The 19,279-nt window shown below is 39.9% G+C and carries 17 protein-coding genes and 1 other annotated feature; all 17 genes read right to left on the bottom strand.

Features of this window, described 5'->3' with window-relative positions:
* Positions 1-69: 69 nt before the first annotated feature.
* On the bottom strand, positions 70-1,209 hold the full coding sequence (locus DFO73_RS18195; RefSeq protein WP_110066135.1) for an acyl-CoA dehydrogenase family protein: 1,140 nt from the start codon (positions 1,207-1,209) through the stop codon (positions 70-72).
* A gap of 714 nt (positions 1,210-1,923) precedes the next feature.
* Positions 1,924-3,048, bottom strand: coding sequence for an RNA polymerase sigma factor RpoD (gene rpoD / locus DFO73_RS18185; protein WP_110066133.1), 1,125 nt, complete (start codon positions 3,046-3,048; stop codon positions 1,924-1,926).
* Between the two features lie 131 nt (positions 3,049-3,179).
* Complete coding sequence (gene dnaG / locus DFO73_RS18180) at positions 3,180-4,997, bottom strand: DNA primase (RefSeq protein ID WP_110066132.1); 1,818 nt, start codon at positions 4,995-4,997, stop codon at positions 3,180-3,182.
* Positions 4,998-5,036: 39 nt separating this feature from the next.
* Positions 5,037-5,483, bottom strand: coding sequence for a YaiI/YqxD family protein (locus tag DFO73_RS18175; RefSeq protein WP_258309578.1), 447 nt, complete (start codon positions 5,481-5,483; stop codon positions 5,037-5,039).
* A 446-nt stretch (positions 5,484-5,929) separates the two neighbouring features.
* A complete protein-coding gene (locus DFO73_RS18170) occupies positions 5,930-6,748 on the bottom strand; it encodes a pyruvate, water dikinase regulatory protein (protein WP_110066131.1) in 819 nt (272 codons plus the stop codon).
* Between the two features lie 30 nt (positions 6,749-6,778).
* Positions 6,779-7,414: a helix-turn-helix transcriptional regulator gene (locus DFO73_RS18165; protein WP_110066130.1), complete on the bottom strand. Its 636-nt coding sequence runs from the start codon at positions 7,412-7,414 to the stop codon at positions 6,779-6,781.
* 290 nt (positions 7,415-7,704) lie between these two features.
* Positions 7,705-9,777, bottom strand: coding sequence for a glycine--tRNA ligase subunit beta (gene glyS, locus DFO73_RS18160; RefSeq protein WP_110066129.1), 2,073 nt, complete (start codon positions 9,775-9,777; stop codon positions 7,705-7,707).
* On the bottom strand, positions 9,770-10,660 hold the full coding sequence (gene glyQ / locus DFO73_RS18155; protein WP_110066128.1) for a glycine--tRNA ligase subunit alpha: 891 nt from the start codon (positions 10,658-10,660) through the stop codon (positions 9,770-9,772). Before glyQ ends, glyS begins: the two co-directional genes overlap by 8 nt.
* Positions 10,661-10,854: 194 nt before the next feature.
* Positions 10,855-11,039 (bottom strand) — a binding site (T-box leader).
* Positions 11,040-11,113: 74 nt separating this feature from the next.
* Complete coding sequence (gene recO / locus DFO73_RS18150; RefSeq protein ID WP_110066127.1) at positions 11,114-11,866, bottom strand: DNA repair protein RecO; 753 nt, start codon at positions 11,864-11,866, stop codon at positions 11,114-11,116.
* A gap of 30 nt (positions 11,867-11,896) precedes the next feature.
* Entirely contained in the window at positions 11,897-12,040 is a 144-nt protein-coding gene (locus DFO73_RS18145; RefSeq protein ID WP_110066126.1) for a YqzL family protein, read from the bottom strand.
* Between the two features lie 161 nt (positions 12,041-12,201).
* On the bottom strand, positions 12,202-13,122 hold the full coding sequence (gene era, locus DFO73_RS18140) for a GTPase Era (protein ID WP_110066125.1): 921 nt from the start codon (positions 13,120-13,122) through the stop codon (positions 12,202-12,204).
* On the bottom strand, positions 13,115-13,513 hold the full coding sequence (locus DFO73_RS18135) for a cytidine deaminase (protein WP_375137332.1): 399 nt from the start codon (positions 13,511-13,513) through the stop codon (positions 13,115-13,117). The genes era and DFO73_RS18135 overlap by 8 nt, the downstream gene beginning before the upstream one ends.
* A 300-nt stretch (positions 13,514-13,813) precedes the next feature.
* The gene (locus tag DFO73_RS18130; protein ID WP_110066124.1) at positions 13,814-14,206 is read right to left on the bottom strand and encodes a diacylglycerol kinase family protein; all 393 of its coding nucleotides are present in this window, start codon (positions 14,204-14,206) and stop codon (positions 13,814-13,816) included.
* Complete coding sequence (gene ybeY, locus DFO73_RS18125; RefSeq protein ID WP_110066123.1) at positions 14,184-14,654, bottom strand: rRNA maturation RNase YbeY; 471 nt, start codon at positions 14,652-14,654, stop codon at positions 14,184-14,186. Before ybeY ends, DFO73_RS18130 begins: the two co-directional genes overlap by 23 nt.
* A complete protein-coding gene (locus DFO73_RS18120) occupies positions 14,651-16,843 on the bottom strand; it encodes an HD family phosphohydrolase (protein WP_110066122.1) in 2,193 nt (730 codons plus the stop codon). Before DFO73_RS18120 ends, ybeY begins: the two co-directional genes overlap by 4 nt.
* 280 nt (positions 16,844-17,123) lie before the next feature.
* On the bottom strand, positions 17,124-18,086 hold the full coding sequence (locus DFO73_RS18115) for a PhoH family protein (RefSeq protein WP_110066121.1): 963 nt from the start codon (positions 18,084-18,086) through the stop codon (positions 17,124-17,126).
* On the bottom strand, positions 18,083-19,276 hold the full coding sequence (gene yqfD, locus DFO73_RS18110; protein ID WP_110066120.1) for a sporulation protein YqfD: 1,194 nt from the start codon (positions 19,274-19,276) through the stop codon (positions 18,083-18,085). Before yqfD ends, DFO73_RS18115 begins: the two co-directional genes overlap by 4 nt.
* Positions 19,277-19,279 lie beyond the last annotated feature (3 nt).

The raw sequence follows: 19,279 nt of genomic DNA, 5'->3' as shown, positions 1-19,279 counted from the left end.
CTTTCGCTCCAATCAAACCCGTACTACATAAAATCCGCGGCAATTACTTTTCATGGAGTTAATAGTTACTTAGCAGCCAATTTGGCGTGCAATAACCATTCGTTGGACCTCGGAAGTACCTTCTCCAATCTCAGTAAGTTTCCCATCTCTCATGTATCGTTCCACATGATAATCTTTCATATACCCGTATCCGCCATGAATCTGTACTGCTTGATCGGCTATTTCCATACAGATTTCCGAAGCATATAGCTTGCACATAGAGGCCTCTTTCGCAAATGGTCTTCCTTGGTCTTTTAGCCATGCAGCTTTATAAACCATGTTTCTTGCCAATTCAATTTTCATTGCCATATCAGCCAACTTAAACTGAATGGCCTGAAAGTTTGATAGAGAACGCCCAAACTGCTGGCGCTCCTTTGCATATTGCAGGGCTTTTTCGTACGCAGCCTGAGCAATACCTAAAGCCATAGCACCAATTCCAATACGGCCGCCATCCAAAGTGATTAAGAACTGTTTAAAACCCTCTCCTTTTTTGCCGAGCAAGTGCTCAGTCGGCACACGCACATCTTCAAGAACAAGTTCTGTTGTATTGGATGCATTCAGTCCCATTTTTTCATAATTATCAATGACAGTGAATCCTTGGGCATCCGTCGGCACAATAATTGCACTGATTTCTTTTTTTCCATCCTGTTCACCAGTTACAGCTGTTAAGGCCAAATGCTTGGCATAGCTGGCATTTGTGATAAAGCATTTATTTCCATTGATTATATATTCTCCGTCCTTTTCGACTGCCCTTGTCCTCGTACCGCCTGCATCCGATCCTGCATTAGGCTCAGTAAGACCGAAAGCTCCAAAAGTTTCTCCAGTACAAATCGGTACAAGATATTTTTGCTTTTGCTCTTCCGTCCCGAATAAATAAAGCGGTGCACCCCCAAGAGAAATATGGGCTGAATAGGTAATCCCAGTAGAAGCACAAGCCCTGCTTAGCTCTTCAGTTACAATTGCAAAGCTGATTGTGTCTGCCCCTGCTCCGCCATATTCTTCAGGAAAAGGAAGTCCCATTAAACCAAGGTCGGCCATTTTCTTGAAAACTTCTACAGGAAATTCTTTCGTCCGGTCTCTTATAAGAGCTCCTGGCGCTACCTCTTCTTCAGCAAACTCCCTTATTGTTTTAAGTATCATATTCTGTTCTGTTGTTAAATCGAAGTTCATTTACATCCCCCTCATTCCGTTTTCTGTATCCGCTTTCATTACCATTATATAAGGGATGGATAAGTTTTCTCAACATTTAAAAACTTTTTAAAATATTTTATTATATGAATATAGAAATAAATATGAGCAGTAGACTAAATATCCCGGATATCCAGAAATAGTAAAGCTTTAGCTTCAAACCTGCCACAAGCCAAAGCAAACAATTTAAAACCAAAGACAAATAAAGTATAGAATGACTTTCTATGTATACATGCGACACAAAAGCAGCAGATCCAATCAGCAGGTTTACCGCGGCTGAAATCATAGGTAAATGATAAGATATTCCTTTTTTAGAAAAATAAAAAACCGCGAAAATACCTGCAAAAACAAAAAGGGACAAAAAGGCGATTTGCAAAATAATAGACAATTCAGTAAAATAAATTAAAAACACAGAAATTGGAATAAGCAGCAAGAAAATAAGGTTTATTAAATATAACGTTATTCCTATTTTCTCTTTTCTTATTTCCTTCGGCTGATTTCCTTCCGTGTAAAGAGCTAATAAATAATCACAATATTGATCAGGAAGCATTCGGCTTTTCTTCCAGTATAATAGCTCGTTAACAATGATTTGTTTTCTGCTGTTATTCACCTTTGCACATCCCATATGAAAATTTCGCAAAAAAAATAGTTTACTTCCCATTTTAAGAAGTAAACTATTTTCTGGCAATCCTTTTTCTATTCTAAAAAGTCTTTTAAACGTTTGCTGCGACTTGGATGTCTTAATTTTCTTAATGCCTTGGCTTCAATTTGACGAATTCGTTCACGGGTTACGCCAAATACTTTACCTACTTCTTCCAAAGTCCTTGTGCGGCCATCGTCCAATCCAAAACGAAGGCGGAGAACATTTTCTTCACGATCTGTAAGTGTGTCGAGAACGTCTTCCAGCTGCTCTTTCAATAGCTCATATGCAGCATGTTCAGATGGTGATGTCGCATCCTGGTCTTCAATGAAATCACCTAAATGAGAGTCGTCCTCTTCGCCTATAGGTGTTTCCAAAGATACAGGCTCTTGCGCAATCTTCAGGATTTCACGTACCTTGTCAGGAGTCAGGTCCATATCTTCAGCGATTTCTTCCGGAGTTGGTTCACGCCCGAGATCCTGGAGAAGCTGACGCTGAACGCGAATCAATTTGTTAATGGTTTCAACCATATGCACAGGAATACGAATCGTTCTTGCCTGGTCGGCAATAGCTCTCGTAATGGCCTGGCGGATCCACCATGTTGCATAAGTACTGAATTTATAACCTTTACGGTAGTCGAACTTTTCAACTGCTTTAATTAATCCCATGTTTCCTTCCTGGATCAGGTCAAGGAAAAGCATTCCGCGGCCTACATATCTTTTAGCGATACTAACAACCAGCCGAAGGTTTGCTTCTGCCAATCGTCTTTTTGCTTCTTCATCGCCTTCCTCGATTCTCTTGGCAAGCGAAATTTCTTCCTCTGCCGAGAGCAAATCCACGCGTCCGATTTCTTTTAAGTACATACGGACAGGATCATTGATTTTAACTCCTGGAGGCACGCTTAAATCATTAAGGTCGAATTCCTCTTCACCTTTTGCAAGTTCCTGGACATTTGGATCGGCATCTTCATTATCGCCTACCAATTCAACACCCTGATCGCCAAGGAACTCATAAAACTCATCCATCTGATGGGAATCAACCTCAAACTGAGACATTCTTTCCGCTATATCATCGTAGGCAAGGACACCTGTCTTTTTTCCTATTTCAACTAATTGGTCTTTTACTTGTTCAAGGGTCAACTCTGAATCAACCTCTTTTGAACGGGCCGATTTTTCAGCCATATGTCCCCCTCCTTCCAAAAATCACAGACATTCTTCATCCTTCATGCAAATGGGAAAATTTTATAGGAGACGTTTATCCCAAGTAGCATGTGCCAGGCGCTTTTTCCTGGCCTGTTTCAATTTACTGCCATCTATAGTGACTTGCGCAATTGGATAATTTCCATTGCGATTAATGCCGCTTTCGCATAATCCTTTTGTCGTTCTGCTTCTTTTTCTTCATTAAGTTTTTCCTTTATTTTTAACATCTTTTGATAATTCAACACCTGTTTAATATAATCAGTTAATTCCTGTTCGCTTATTTCCTCATTTATGGACATCATTTCGATATCCACCACAATTCGCTTAAGCTTTTCATCGTTTATAAAATTTATAAATGCACTTGGATCAGGTGAATGGCCTTTTTCGTAAAAACCTAAAAGATAGGTGATAATGGCCTGGTGCTCATCGATGTTAAAGGTATTTCCCTGAAGCATATCCTGAACTTTAAAAGCTACGTCACTATCCCGAAGCATATGGGCGATCAATCTTCTTTCCGCTGTATGGTATGCGGGTTTAAGATGGTCTGCCCTTTTCGGCACCACTTGAAGCTTTTTATGAAACTCAAAAGTCCCCTTGCCTTGGTGGTTCTTTTTCTTTTCCGCGTAAAAAACCTGCTTTTGCTGCTCTTTCAAAGCTTCAAGGGAAAGTGAAAACTCACTTGAAAGCTGACGGAGATAATGGTCTCTTTCCACCGCTTTGTCCAGCCGGCTTATTTCCTTTAATACTTCTTCGATATAAAGAAGGCGATCTCCTTCATTCTGAAGCCTTTTGCCTCTGCGCAGATAAAGCAGCTTGAAAGCCATAAGAGTTACACTTGAGTCAATTACCTCATTGCGGAACTTGTCTTCGCCATACTCATTAATATAATCATCAGGATCATATCCATCAGGCATTAAAGCAACTTTTACCTGGCAGCCTGCTTCCGTCAGCAGATTCGCAGCTCTATGAGCTGCTTCTATCCCTGCATTGTCGGAATCGTAACAGATCGTGATTGATTGAACATTTCTTCTTAAGGAAGCAACATGCTCCTCCGTTAATGCTGTACCCATCGTACCGACACCATTTCCGACACCGGCGCGATCAGCGGCGATAACATCTGCAAACCCTTCAAAAAGAACGGCCCTTTGCAGTTTTTTTATTTGAGGCCTCGCCAAATGAAAATTATATAAAGTTTTACTTTTATTAAAGATTGCTGTTTCAGGGCTATTTAAATATTTGGGCTCATCGTCCCCTAGTGATCTTCCTGAAAAAGCAATCGTATTTCCGCTGCGATCAAAAATCGGGAACATGATTCTGTCTCTGAATCGGTCAAAATAGTTCCCATCTTTCTCCCGTTTGATAATCAGCCCAGCTCTTTCCATAACATCTGCAGGGAATTTTCTTTTAGTCAGAAACTTAAAGACAAAATCCCAGGACTTCAATGAATAGCCGATTTGGAACTTTTCAATTGACTCCATTGTAAAACCTCTGTTAAGCAGGTATTCAAGTGCATGCTGACCATCTTTTGTGTTTACAAGCAGATGGTGATAAAATTTACGTAGAAGCTCATGGGCTTCCATCATCTGCTGCAAATCAACAGGCATTGATTTTGCTGACGCAACTGATGAAGCATCAATCTCAAGCTTAACATTTCCTTTTTCAGCGAGTTTTAGTGCAGCTTCCTGGAAGGAATAGCCTTCTAAATCCATCAAGAATGAGAAGGCATTGCCTCCCGCTCCGCACCCAAAGCAATGATAGATTTGCTTTTCAGGTGAAACAGAAAAGGAAGGAGTATTCTCACCATGAAAAGGGCAAAGACCAAAATAGTTGCGCCCTTGCTTGTTTAATTGAATATAGTCGCCAATGACATCAACAATATCTACAGCTTGCCGAATTTCATTAACTTTTTCCTCGGCGATCCGCTCTGCCATATGAACAACTCCATTACTTACTGAGGTATTCTATAAATATTACCGAATCCCTTCAAAATTCGACAAAATGTTTGTCAGTTGTTCCACAAACCTGGACCGGTCCTCCCGACTATAAGGTTTTGGGCCTTTCCCGTATACTCCTTTTCTGCGCGCTTTCGCTGATAAATATCTCATATCAAGCGCAGTGCGAATTTCATTTTCTTCAAATAAAATTCCCTTGGGTGAAAGCACATAAACTCCTTTTAGCAAAAGAGTGGATGCCAATCCAATATCCTGTGTAACAACCACATCTCCAGATTTGACATTATTCATGATGAATAAATCAGCTGCTTCCTTGCTGGAATCAACAAACTGCCAAACTGCCCCATTCAAATCATTTTTCATGTGGGCAAAGGAAGCAACAAACACTGCGTCCACGAAAAAGGAATTGGCAATTTCGACAATTTCTTCTTTTACGGGACAGGAATCAGCATCCACCATAATCATTGGTTTGCCTAATGTTCTAATAATTCTACATCACTCCGCATATTCCTTCTTTCCAAAAATAACTTTTGCATTGAGATATATGTCGAATTTTTTCTTGGACGAAACCTTGACATGCCACAATAAATAGTTTATTCGTTCGGAATGAACTCTAAACCTATTCGGGTACATTTTTATCACAATTTTTTATTATAGTACATTAAAGTCTATTTTGCCATTATTTTATCTCTATAATCTGAAACTTCAATTTGAAAATTTTTCAACTAGCGATCGGAAGTCTACAGACAGCCGCACCGTCTCTTCCCAGTTTGCTTACTTTTGAAGAACCAATGTCCGATTTTATAAGTATTCAGCAATTGATGGAAAGATTCCTGGTTTAAGAAGCATATTTTACAGTTCATCGAAGAAAACTTCGGCAAAAGAAAAAGGCACATAAAAAATTTTATGTGCTAACTTCTCGGAAAGCTTTTTCGGTATTGATTTAAAATCATATTTGCCGTTTCTTCAACCGCTTTATTGGTAACATCAATAACCGGGCATTTGATTTTGGAAACAATTTTTTCAAAATAAGATATTTCTTCTTTAATTCTCTCTATATTTGCATAGCTTGCACTATCACTTAATCCCAAAGATATTAAACGTTCTCTACGGATATAATTCAATTTTTCAGGACTGATCTTTAGGCCATAGCATTTTTCCGGCGGCACAAGAAAAAGCTCTTCAGGAGGATCCACTTCAGGCACAAGAGGAACGTTTGCGACCTTCAGCCTTTTGTGTGCAAGATATTGTGAAAGTGGTGTTTTCGAAGTTCTTGAAACCCCAATTAAGACAATATCTGCTTTTAATATTCCCCGAGGATCGCGGCCATCATCATATTTAACCGCAAACTCAATGGCTTCGATCTTTTTAAAGTAATCCTCATCAAGCTTTCTGACCAATCCTGGTTCAAAAAGCGGTGTTACATCACACGCCTTTTGGATTTGATCCATTAAAGGGCCGACGATATCAAATGCATAAATTCCTTCTTCAGCTGCCCTTTGGTTAATATATTTTCTCATATCAGGTTTAACCATCGTATAAGCAATCATCCCATTATCCAGCTTAGCAAGAGAAATGACTTCATCAATATGTACCTTTTCCTCAACATACGGAAAACGCTTAATGGTTATATCACTGCCGTTGAACTGGCTCGTTGCAGCCTTTGTTACAAGTTCGGCTGTTTCCCCAACCGAGTCAGAAACAACATAGATGATCGGCATTTTTCCCATTCTTCAAAACCAACTCCTTCTATCACAAATCTACTTTTCCCCCGCAAGGGCCAAGAATGCTTTTGTTAAATTTGTTTTTGTTATTCTGCCGTTAACTTCAAATCCCTTATCCGTTTTCTTTACTACCGGCAGTGCATCTATTTGTTTTTCAATCAGCTTTTTAGCTACCTCTATAAGTAAATCATCTTTCTCGCACATCGTTATATTCGGCATTCTTGTCATAATAATATTTACAGGAATCGAGTTCAGCTCCTGCTTGCCAATACTTGCACGAAGAAGATCCTTTCTGGATAAAACTCCAACAAGCAATGAATGCTGGTCAACAACAAACAACGTGCCTACATCTTCCAGAAACATCGTAACAATAGCATCATAAACTGAGACATTTTCATTGACCACAACCGGAATCGACTGATAATCCTTTACATACAGCTTTTGAAGGTTTTCCGTTAAAAGCTGGGCACCTGTTTTGCCAGTATAAAAATAGCCTACACGAGGGCGGGCATCCAAATAGCCAGCCATTGTCAAAATGGCCAAATCAGGCCTTAAAGTCGCCCTAGTCAAGTTTAATTGTTCTGCAATACTCTCGCCAGTAATTGGACCATTTTCCTTCACGATTTCAATAATCTTTTCCTGCCTTTTATTTAATTCGATTTTCCTCACCACCTAATCAAGGGAAAGGTCGGGACTATAATAAAGGAAGTACATTGCCCAACCTTCTGAATTCAATATAAATAAGGTTATACTTTTATATAATTATTATATACTATTTGCCAAAAATGAAAAGATGCGTTTCTTACATAGTCAGTTATTGGCCATTATTTTGTGTCAAAAACTTGAAAGAGCCCGTCAACAGATTTAACAGGCTCTTTCCTTTCACAACAGCATCGTTCTCTGCTGTCATTCCTTATTCAAATTTAATCCTATTCCATCATAAAACGCAAAATTTTAGCTCGTTATTTAACAATAATTTCATTCATATTGGCGAACTGCATAATTAATTCGGCTAAAATTGCCATTTGATTCAGTCTGTTTATTCGGATTGCCTGATTATCGGCCATAACCATTGTATGTTCGAAGTATTGATCAATCTCAGGCTTCATGCTTATGAGCAAGGTAAAGGCTGCTTCCTCCGAAACTTCTTTACGCAGCTCTTCATTCACTGATAGGTATTTATTGAAAAGAGCTTTTTCAAACTCATTCTCAAACAGGCTGCTATCCACTTCGCCCTTTTCTTCTGCTTTTGAAGAAATATTAATAACACGGCTAAGAGCTTCTATGCTTTCTTTAAAACCTTCAGCATTCTTGTTGGATTCGAGAACCTCAGCTCTTTTTACAAGGGATGGCACAGAGCCGATTTCACCGCTTAAAACAGCATCAATTAAGTCATATCGCACAGCTTTTTCCTGTAACATATGCTTTACTCTTAGCTTAAAGAAGGAAACCAATTCCTGGAGAAGTTCCTCTTTTGTCTTCTTGCCGATCTTCGCATTCTGTACTGCATCCAAAGCTAATTCGATCAGGTTTTCAAGCTTAATATTCCAATTTTTCGCCAGTAATGTTTGGATAATTCCTGTTGCCTGTCTTCTTAGGGCATATGGATCCTGGGAACCGCTAGGGATAATGCCAATAGCAAAGGAAGAGACTATAGTATCCATTTTTTCAGCAATGGCCAATACAGCTCCTGTATTTCCTGATGGCGTTTTATCATCCGCATTCCGCGGCATATAATGCTCATTGATGGCAAGTGCCACTGCTTCTTTTTCGCCTTTTTGGAGAGCATATTTTTCTCCCATGAAGCCCTGGAGCTCTGGAAACTCATATACCATATGGGAAACAAGGTCAAATTTGCTTATTTCAGCAGCACGGTCTGCAACTGCTTTATCCTCTTCACTGAAACCGATTTGGTCACTCAATTTATTTACCAATTCGCGCACACGATCCACTTTTTCTGCAAGAGTACCGATTTCCTCATGGTATACAATGCTTTTTAGCTTTGCCAATGAAACATTGATATCCGTTTTTTGGTCTTCTTTATAGAAGAATGCAGCATCTGCAAGTCTTGCTCTTAAAACCTTTTCATTTCCTTTGGCGACTTTCTCCAAATTTTCATGCCCGCCATTCCTGACTGTAACGAAGTATGGAAGCAACTTTCCAGCTTTTGACTTCACTGGAAAATAACGCTGATGTTCCTTCATAGATGTAATCAAAACCTCTTCTGGAAGTTCAAGAAATTCCTCTTCAAATTGCCCATATAAAGCAGTTGGGTATTCAACTAGATTATTTACTTCCTCTAATAAATTTTCGTCTACAGGAATAACCCATCCGTTCTCTTCTTCAATCTTTTCCAGCTGTGATCGAATGGCATCTTTTCTTTCCTGCGGATTAGTAATCACATATTGCGCCAGCAGGGCTTTTTCATAATCAGCAGGATGGTTGAGCTCAATTTCTTCACCCAGGAATCGGTGTCCTCTTGTCCAGTTTGATGTTTGGACATTTGTAATGGCAAAAGGAATAACTTCGTTTCCGAACAAGGCCATCAGCCATTTAATAGGCCTTACAAAACGAAGGTCCTGATCTCCCCATTTCATATTCTTTGGAAATGTTAATGAAGTAATAATTTGCTGCAGTTCTGGCAGCAGGGCAGCTGTTTCCTGTCCCTTTATAAATTTGTTAACATGGGCATATTCAACCCCGTTAATTTCTTTAAAGAAAATATCCTCTACACTTGCTCCCTGGCCTCTGCTGAACCCAATGGCCGCTTTTGACCATTGGCCATCATCAGTTAATGCGATTTTTTTTGCAGGACCTTTTGCTTCTTCATTTATATCTTCCTGAGCTGTACTGACTCCCTTTACAAGAACAGCCAAACGGCGCGGAGAGGAGTAAGCTATAATCTCTTTAAATGAAATTTTCTTCTCTGTAAGCCAAGAGCTTACTTTATCTGAAAGCTGGTTCATTGAATTAGTCACAAATCTGGCCGGCATTTCTTCAAGGCCTATTTCCAATAGCAGATCTTTGTTATTCATGGGTTCCTTCCTCCTTTGCCTTTAAAATCGGGAAGCCAAGCTTCTCTCGCTCTTCATAGAAGGTTTTGGCAACTTTCCTGGCCAGGTTTCTGCAGCGTGCTATATAACCAGTTCTTTCTGTAACTGAAATAGCCCCTCTGGCATCAAGCAGGTTAAAAGTGTGCGAACATTTTAAAACATAATCATATGCTGGGTGGACAAGGCCTTCATCCATTTGTCTGTGTGCTTCTTTTTCATAAATATTGAACAAATTAAAAAGCATATCCGGATCCGATGTTTCAAAGGTATATTTTGAATGCTCAAATTCAGGCTGCAGAAAAATATCTCTTACAGTAAACCCATCAGTCCATTCAAGGTCGAAAACATCTTCTTTATCCTGGATGTATGAAGCAAGCCTTTCAATCCCATATGTAATTTCAACAGAAACCGGCTTGCACTCCAATCCGCCCACCTGCTGGAAATAGGTGAATTGTGTAATTTCCATACCATCAAGCCATACTTCCCATCCTAAGCCGGCACAGCCAAGGGATGGGTTTTCCCAGTTATCTTCTACAAAGCGGATATCATGTTCCAGAGGATTAATGCCTAATGCTTTTAAAGAATCAAGGTATAGCTCCTGGATATTGTCTGGAGAAGGCTTCATAATAACCTGAAACTGGTGATGCTGATAAAGCCTGTTCGGGTTTTCTCCATAGCGTCCATCAGCAGGGCGGCGTGAAGGCTCTACATAAGCCACATTCCATGGTTCCGGGCCGATTGCTCTTAAAAATGTGTAAGGACTCATCGTACCTGCGCCTTTTTCAACATCATAAGCCTGCATCAGGATGCATCCATGGCCTGACCAATGTTTTTGGAGTGTTAAAATCATGTTTTGAATATTCATAGGACACCTCTTCCTTATTCCTGTTTGTGTAGTATTAAAACATTTGGCTTTATTAACCTTGTCTGTTGATTCTCGCTACAGGTACCCGCTTTCCGAGGATCTTGTACCTTCCGCTCAAATCAACAGGGGGTTAAAAACCACAATAAGCTTTAATAGAGCTAAACATAAAAAAACTCCCGTCTCTATGCTCAAGGCATAGGGACGAGAGTTTACCCGCGGTTCCACCCTATTTGCTGCAGCCCTTGCCGCAGCCTCTTTTATGTCAAAAGACATTATTGCTCTGGAGCGCCCTTCCTTAACCTTCCCATGCCTGGCTTCCACCGTCCCAGGTTCGCTTTTATAGAATGAGTTAAGTACTCTTCCCCTTCACTGCAATTATTTTATTAATTTGAATCATAGCGGAAACAATATTGATTGTCAATATTCAAGCAGGCCGACTGTCCTTCGTTTACTTCACATAAGGTCATCAAACTTGGCCATTTGGTTAAGAAACTTCTTTGACTTTAAGTTTAGGCCAGAATATTCTTCGTAATAAGCTGAAATAATTTTTTTCAATTCTGCTTTTGTTTCCGGCTTGACAGAGATATTTCCAAGCCTGGACAAGTCAAAAAAGTAGAACAGGCGAAGCAGCTTGATTGCCCCCTGTGAAACTTTGTAATGATACGGGTCTTTTTCAAGACAGCGGTGGCATATGAGGCCGTTTTCCCGGATAGAAAATGAAAAATGCCCGTCAGTACTTCCACAGACAGAACATTGATCAAGAATAGGATATAACCCCAAAGTATTCAGCATCTTCATTTCATAAATATTTGTAATGATTTCAGGGTCATACCCTTCATTTATATAATTCAGGGATTGATAAAGCAATTCAAACAGAAAAGGGTTTGGTTTTTTGTCCTCTGTGCTTTTATCGGTTAAATCCACGATATAGCTTGCGTAAGCCGTCAGAAAAATATCTTCCTTTATAGAACGCATGGATAAGGCCATTTCCCCCTGCTGAAGAGTCCCTAATCCGCTCCCTCTTTGCACTAAAAAGTATCCGTATGTAAAAAGCTGGGTGACAGCAGCAAGCCGGCTGTTCGGCTTTTTCGCACCGCGTGCCATCACACCAACCTTTCCCCACTCACGGGTAAATAGAGTTACTATTTTATTTGTTTCGCTATAATTAGTAGTCCTTATGACGATGCCTTCACATTTATCAAGCACCTTTGACACCATCCCTGTCTTTCGACAAACCTATGAGATGGGAAAATCAGCTTCTGCTAGCTCTTCATCGTTATTTCCGGGTATTTCTTGAGTTTCCTTTTCTAGCTCCTTGAAAAGAAGATATGTGTCAATATTACCTGTCTGGGAAAACACTTTCCAGGTAAAGTCCATCATCGAAAACCCCACCTTTCCGTTATTCAACTAGCAATTTATTTATCCCAATACTTTATTTATATCATAGCCTGTCTTTGTAAAATCATGAGACGAAAATATTGTCAATCAGTATCATGCATATTAACCAAAAACCGTTAATACTTTAATTAGGGCTGGTAATATTAGTACTCATCCTCACGGAAACCAAAATCGCGGAGCTGGGACATTTTGTTTCGCCAATCTTTTTGAACCTTAACCCAAAGCTCAAGGTATACTTTTGACCCGAGCAGATTTTCTATATCCACCCTAGCCCGTTTACCGACTTCCTTCAGCATTTTTCCCTGCTTTCCGATTACGATGCCTTTTTGCGAATCACGTTCTACGATTATGGTGGCCATCACATGAACGACATCCTTCTCTTCACGGCGCTCCATTTTATCGATAATTACAGCCAGCGAGTGCGGAATTTCTTCTCTTGTAAGATGCAGTGCTTTTTCCCTGATCAGTTCGGAAACAATAAATCTTTCAGGGTGGTCTGTCACCTGGTCGGCAGGATAAAATTGAGGGCCCTCCGGAATATATTCCTTAATCTGTCCCAAAAGTGTTTCAACATTATTTCCCTCAAGAGCAGATATGGGGATAATTTCACTGAATTCGTACTTCTCCCTGTATGACTCAATTAACTTCAGCAGTTCATCTGGATGTACCTGGTCAATTTTGTTGATAACAAGGAAAATGGGAGTACGAACTGACTGAAATTTTTCAATGATAAATTCCTCACCTCGCCCGAAGCCTTCCTGGGCATTAACCATAAACAGGATGACATCAACTTCCTTAAGCGTATTTTGGGCAACTTTCATCATAAAGTCTCCCAGCTTATGCTTTGGTTTATGGATTCCAGGTGTATCGATGAAGATAAATTGTGCATCATCGGTTGTCAGGACACCTTGGACTTTATTGCGTGTCGTTTGCGGCTTATCACTCATAATGGCAATTTTCTGTCCGATTACGCGATTTAAAAAGGTCGATTTTCCTACGTTTGGCCTGCCAATTATGGAAATAAATCCCGATTTGTGGCCCTTTGATGTTGTTTCGTTATTCATGTAAATCCTCCGGTGAAAATGCTCCTGGCAATAATTCTTCTACTGTTAATTCACTTATATCCCCTTTTAAATTCGTTAAAACCACTTTCATATCTGGGGGGCATAACTCTGAAATTACCTGCCTGCATGCTCCGCATGGTGGTACAGGCCGATCTGTGTCAGCGACTACAGCAATGGCTGAAAAGTTTTTAACTCCATCTGAATATGCTTTGAACAGAGCAGTTCTTTCGGCACAGTTGCACATGCTGTATGCTGCATTTTCAATATTGCAGCCATGGAAGACTTGCCCGTCATCACTTAAAAGCGCCGCTCCTACTTTAAATTTTGAATAAGGTACATAAGCTCTATCTCTTGCAATTTTTGCTTCTGCAATTAGTTGATCCATTTTCACGATTATTTCTTCCTTTCGAGTAAGAAGGCTGCCGCCTCCCTTTTATTTTACAACATTTTGCCGCCATTTTCACCGTTTGTAGCAAAAACGTAATAAAAAATTTGAATTTTCTAAAAATATTTCAGCTTTTTAAATTTAAATAGGCTGTTCTGTCATTTTAGCGGATTCAGTGAGCGTTTTCAAACCTCGGAAATAACAATTTTGTTACAAGAAATTAGGTTTGCCTGAACAACTTTCTTTGATGCCTAGAAATAAGCAGGTTGGAAAAAATAAAGCCGCCCAGTTGGACAGCTTTCTTGGTCAACTCATATAAACGATGATCTTCGGCAAAAAAATGATGGCTCCAATTATTACGCTTAGAGCCGCATATATAAAAACGGCTCCGGCAGCAATATCCTTCGCTTGCTTTGCAAGGGGATGGTAATCTTTGGTTGCAAGATCAACAACCCTTTCAACAGCCGTATTCATTAATTCAAGTGACAGCATTCCACCGATCGCGAAAAGGACCATAATCCATTCAAGACGGGAAATGGCAAATATTAATCCCAGCAAAATAACAGCTACAGAAATAACAAGATGTATTTGCAGATTCCTTTCTTTCTTTACAGCTGCTTTAATGCCGGCAAAGGCAAAACTAAAGGATTTAAGGACACTGTGGGTACGTTCGTTATTACCTCGTAAGCCCGAATTCATCAAGTATATCCTTCTGGCGTGAAAACATTTTTTCCTCATCCTCAGCGTTTTCATGATCATACCCTAGGAGATGAAGGAAACCATGAACCGCCAAAAAACCAAGTTCCCGCATAAAAGAGTGTCCGTATTCCTCTGCCTGCTCCTGTGCTTTTGCAACAGATATAATAATGTCACCTAAGACCCTTGGCATCTCCGCTCCAACAAGCTCAACTTCTCCTTCACCCAGTTCTTCCATAGCAAACGAAATAACATCTGTCGGCCGATCTTTATCACGGTATTCCCTGTTGATTTCCTGTATTCGATCATTGGTCACAAATGTAACTGATACCTCGCTATCCGGCTCTATTCCTTCTTTTGAGGCGGCAAAGTTAATTAAATCTTTTATTTGGGCAATATTGTCCTCCATCAGCTCATTTGTTTCATCTAAAAAGTCAATGCTTAAACTCATGCTTGTTTCACCTTCTGTTTTGTCATTTCAGGATACTCAATACGAGAATGGAATATTCCATTTAACGTTTCACAAAATGAGAGTGAAACGGTTTCCAGTTCTTTTAAGGTTAAATCACATTCATTCAACTGTCCATCCTGAAGCCGGTCTGCAATAATATTTTTGACCAGTCCTTCAATTTGTTCAGTAGTAGGGTGCGACATGGAACGGACTGCAGCCTCTACACTATCAGCAATCCCAATAACTGCGGATTCCTTTGATTGCGCTTTCGGTCCAGGATACCGGTAATCCTCCTCTTTGACTTCCAGTCCATTTTGTTTTGCTTTATGGTAAAAATATTTTAGCAATGTAGTCCCATGATGCTGTTCGGCAATATCGACAATCTCTTTCGGCATCTTGTGCTTTCTCAGCATTTCAGCACCATCTGCAGCATGTGCAATGATTATGTTTTTGCTGGTCTGCGGCGGAAGCCGGTCGTGAGGGTTCTCAATATTAACCTGGTTTTCAATAAAAAATTGCGGGCGCTTTGTTTTGCCGATATCGTGATAATAGCAGCCAACCCTCGCCAAAAGCCCATTTGCACCAATTGCTTCACAGGCAGATTCTGAGAGATTGGCAACCATCACACTATGATGGTAAGTACCCGGGGCCTCGGTCAAAATCTTTCTCAGCAGCGGATGGTTTGGATTCGACAGCTCAATCAGCCTCATGGTTGATAAAATACCGAAACCAGCTTCAAAATACGGCAGCAGCCCAATCGTAAGGACTGCGGAAGATATGCCTGAAATAAGCGCAATCACAAAGTAAAAACCATATTCAACAGTATCATAATGGCCATTTCTTAGAAACATCAGCGAAAAAATAATGATAATGTTTACTGCTGATACAAACATGCCAGCCTGCAAAATTTTGGAGCGGCGATTTTGCTTGCTTAAAAACAGGATTGCTGCCAGACCGCTGCAAATAATATAGATTCCGGCGGTTACCTGGAATGTGCCGGTAATTCCTTCGTTAAAAATGATGCTTCCGCAGATAGCCATAATAATTGTAAAATAAAGCGCCAGTTTTTCATCGATTAAAATCTTAATTAGCATGGCACCCATAGCGGCAGGGAAAATATAGCCTATTTCCGAGTAATCGTATTCCTGGAAAATGCTTATGACCTTCATCAGCAATATGGACAATATAAAAACAAGGCTGAACAGAAGCAAATAACTTTGCTTGACTTCAGTTTGAACATTTAATTCATGGAAGTAGTAATACAGAGCAAAAAGAACAATCACGATAATCATTGAAAGTCCAATGAAGGGCTGTATGGAATTAACGCTGTCGAGGAGCCCTACAAGCTCAAGCTGTCTGTATATATCTCTGCTGATCAGCTGATTTTCTTCAACAATAATCTGGCCCTGAAGAATTTTAACAGGTTCAACACTCTCTACTGTCTGCTGACGCAATTCTTCTGTTGCTACCGGGTCATAAAATTGATTTTGATAAATAGCATAACGCCCTAATTCAATTGCAGCCTGCTTTAAATCAGAACTTAAACTGGTAAATCGAAGTTCTTCCTCGACCCGTTTTTTAGCATTCTCTACCTGTTCTGCCGGTATCTCACTATTCATAATCTTATTAATGGCTGTTACCGTGAGGTCTTTGGCTATTGAAAGTTCACCCTCTTTTGCCTTCAGCAATGCCAGAAATACCCCATCGGAAACTTCCCTTGTTACATCTTCTGTCAGTTTTTCTTTTACCCGTGCCAGTTTCTCATTTGGAGAAGGAACTGACGGCTTCGAAGCCTCTGCACCCTCCTGTGCCGGTTCAGAAGCCTCTTTTTCTTTTTCTTCCATCTCTTCTTGCACTTCTTCATTCACTTCAGAAACAGATCCGAAAATGGAGGTGACTAAATCAACCCGGTTCTGCGCTATTTCTTTTTTTACAACGTATATATCTTTTACATTATTTTCGGCTTCTTTTTTCTTTCTCTCTGTGCTCGCTTTATCTTCAATGGTTATCGGGGATCTGATGGTCTGTTCAGCTACAGAGAATAAACCAAGATCCAATTTTTCCGGTTTAACATTGCTATACATGGAAAAATACATAACGATGCCCAAAAGAAGAAATAGCAACACCCGAAAAAAAGTCATATTTAATAAATTCCTGATTTTATTCATACTCTGCTGAAGGTTTACCACATTACCCCTCCTATCTTGGCTAAAAGCTGCCAGATAAGCTTTTATTAGCAACTTAATGCATTCTCTTTAATTATGTAAAATCATAACAGTTTTTTTATTAAGTTTCACCAACAAAAATATCTATTTATTAACAGGTTACCTAAACATTTCACTAATAGCAAATAATCCCATAATCTTCTTGAAAAGTGGAAATCCTTTTCAAAAAAAAATTTTGAACTTACCAGCAATTAGACCATGAACATAACCGCAAAGAAAAAACCGCCAAAAAGCCGGCGGTTTTTTAGGTATTATCTTTTTCATAGGCCTGAATAATTTTTGCTACCAGCGGGTGGCGCACAACATCGCTTTGTTCCAAATGAACAAATGATAAACCCTTAACTCCGCCTAGAATGTTTTCAGCCACAATTAGACCTGATTTTACTCCCTTTGGAAGATCGACTTGTGTTTGATCTCCAGTAATGATCATTTTTGATCCAAAGCCCAGGCGGGTTAAAAACATTTTCATTTGAGCTTGGGTTGTATTTTGTGCTTCATCCAGAATGACAAAAGCATCATCCAGTGTTCTTCCCCGCATATAAGCTAATGGAGCAATTTCGATAGTACCTCTTTCAATCATCCTTTGGGTATGCTCTGTCCCTAATATATCATGCAATGCATCATACAAAGGCCTCAAATAAGGATCGACCTTTTCCTTTAAATCGCCCGGCAAAAAACCGAGGCTTTCTCCTGCTTCAACAGCGGGACGGGTAAGGATAATTCGCTTTACATTGCCATTCTTTAATGCGTTGACGGCCATGACAACTGCCAGGTACGTCTTTCCTGTTCCAGCTGGACCAATGCCAAACACAAGGTCATTTTTGCGGATGGCATTAATATATTGGCGCTGCCCCAGTGTTTTCACTCGAATGGACTTGCCTTTTGCATTTTTCGTTATTTCTTCCTCATATAAATCACTGAAATATTCAAGCGTTCCTTTATTCGCCATTTGAAGTGCATACACGACATCTCTCTGGCTTATATTTATTCCTTTTCGAATAACATAAAGTAATTTTTCCAGTACCTTGCCGACCAGCTCTACCTTATCCATTTCTCCAGATACGTAAACGGATTCGCCTCTAGTCACAATGGATACATTCAGTTCTTGTTCAATAATTTTTAGGTTCGCATCCGAATTCCCCAATAAGGCAATGGCTTCATTTGGGTCTTCCAGCTGCACATTCATTGTTTTCAAGTCTTCTGTCATTCCGAATCTCCTTGAATAATTGGTTGTCCTTCTGCAATGTTCTCAATAATTTGGAAATGTATTGATATTGTTACTTTACCATTGTCAACTGATTGGTGCAAAACTTTTTCACCCTTAACCTTAGCATTTTCTTCTAGACGGTTTTTTATATCATTTCGCGCCATAACTTTCGCAACATCAAATGCTTCTTCGTTTGAATAAATCCTGGTTACCTGCTCTCTTTCCCTGAAAGTTACATTTTTATACGAAAAAGGAAGCTCCCACTTTAAGAATCTGATTCTCTTTTCATTTTCCTCTAATTCATATTCTTTAAACTCCGGCTTGCCAAATCCCCATACAGGGATGTTTAATGACCCAATTGTAATGGAATGCTTTACTTTTTCATTCCCATTAAAAACTTGAAAAGTGCTCTTAAGAGGCAGCTCCACTGTTGATTTGTACCATGTCTCACCTAAAACTTCTCCTCTGGCAGGAACGGTCTCTGTTTCCCCCTCTTTTCCGATTATACCAGACACTAGGAGCTGGCCAGGCTGGACATGATCATGTATATCAACAACAGGCCGGCCTTCTTCAACAAACATATCCACTATGACGGCCTTCTTTTTGGCCACTAAATGCCGTGGACTTAAATATTCCGGCTTATCAGGCTCATTCTTTTCCACAACCTGTAAATGGTAGGTTGTCCCTTTCAGCTCCACACCAACCCACGTTATGGCTTCAATATTATTGGATAACTTCCGCTGAATCGATTCAACATTATCAACAAAGAACTGCAGCTTTCCTGTTTTAAGGCCCATCTTGTCCAGTTCTTTGCGAATCTGATATTCTGTGGCAGGGTTCGCTCCTTTAATTTCAATTCCCCATACCATATTGGATAAAAGAAGGATTACTGCAAAAAAAGCCAATGCACCAGCGACAAACCCGCTGTTCTTCAACAGCCTTTTAAAAAGAAAAGGGGCTCCCGCCCGCTGCAGGAACTCGATTTTGCAATCGCTGTTCCTGGCGAGGCTTCTGATTTTTTTGGCATCTTCAAGCTTCATTTTAAAAGTCACAGCCTGCGTGCCATGATTCTTTACATTCCAGATGTAAATTCCGCTTCGGGTAAGCGTATTAATAAACCGTTCAATTCCCTTTCCGCTTGCTTTAACTGTTACAAGACCCCTATAAAACTCAATCCACTGGTTCTTCATTTC

Source organism: Cytobacillus oceanisediminis (assembly GCF_003182355.1).
Lineage (GTDB): Bacteria > Bacillota > Bacilli > Bacillales > Cytobacillaceae > Cytobacillus > Cytobacillus oceanisediminis_A.
The sequence above is the reverse complement of the archived record's forward strand: the minus strand, read 5'-3'. Positions and strand labels throughout refer to the sequence as shown.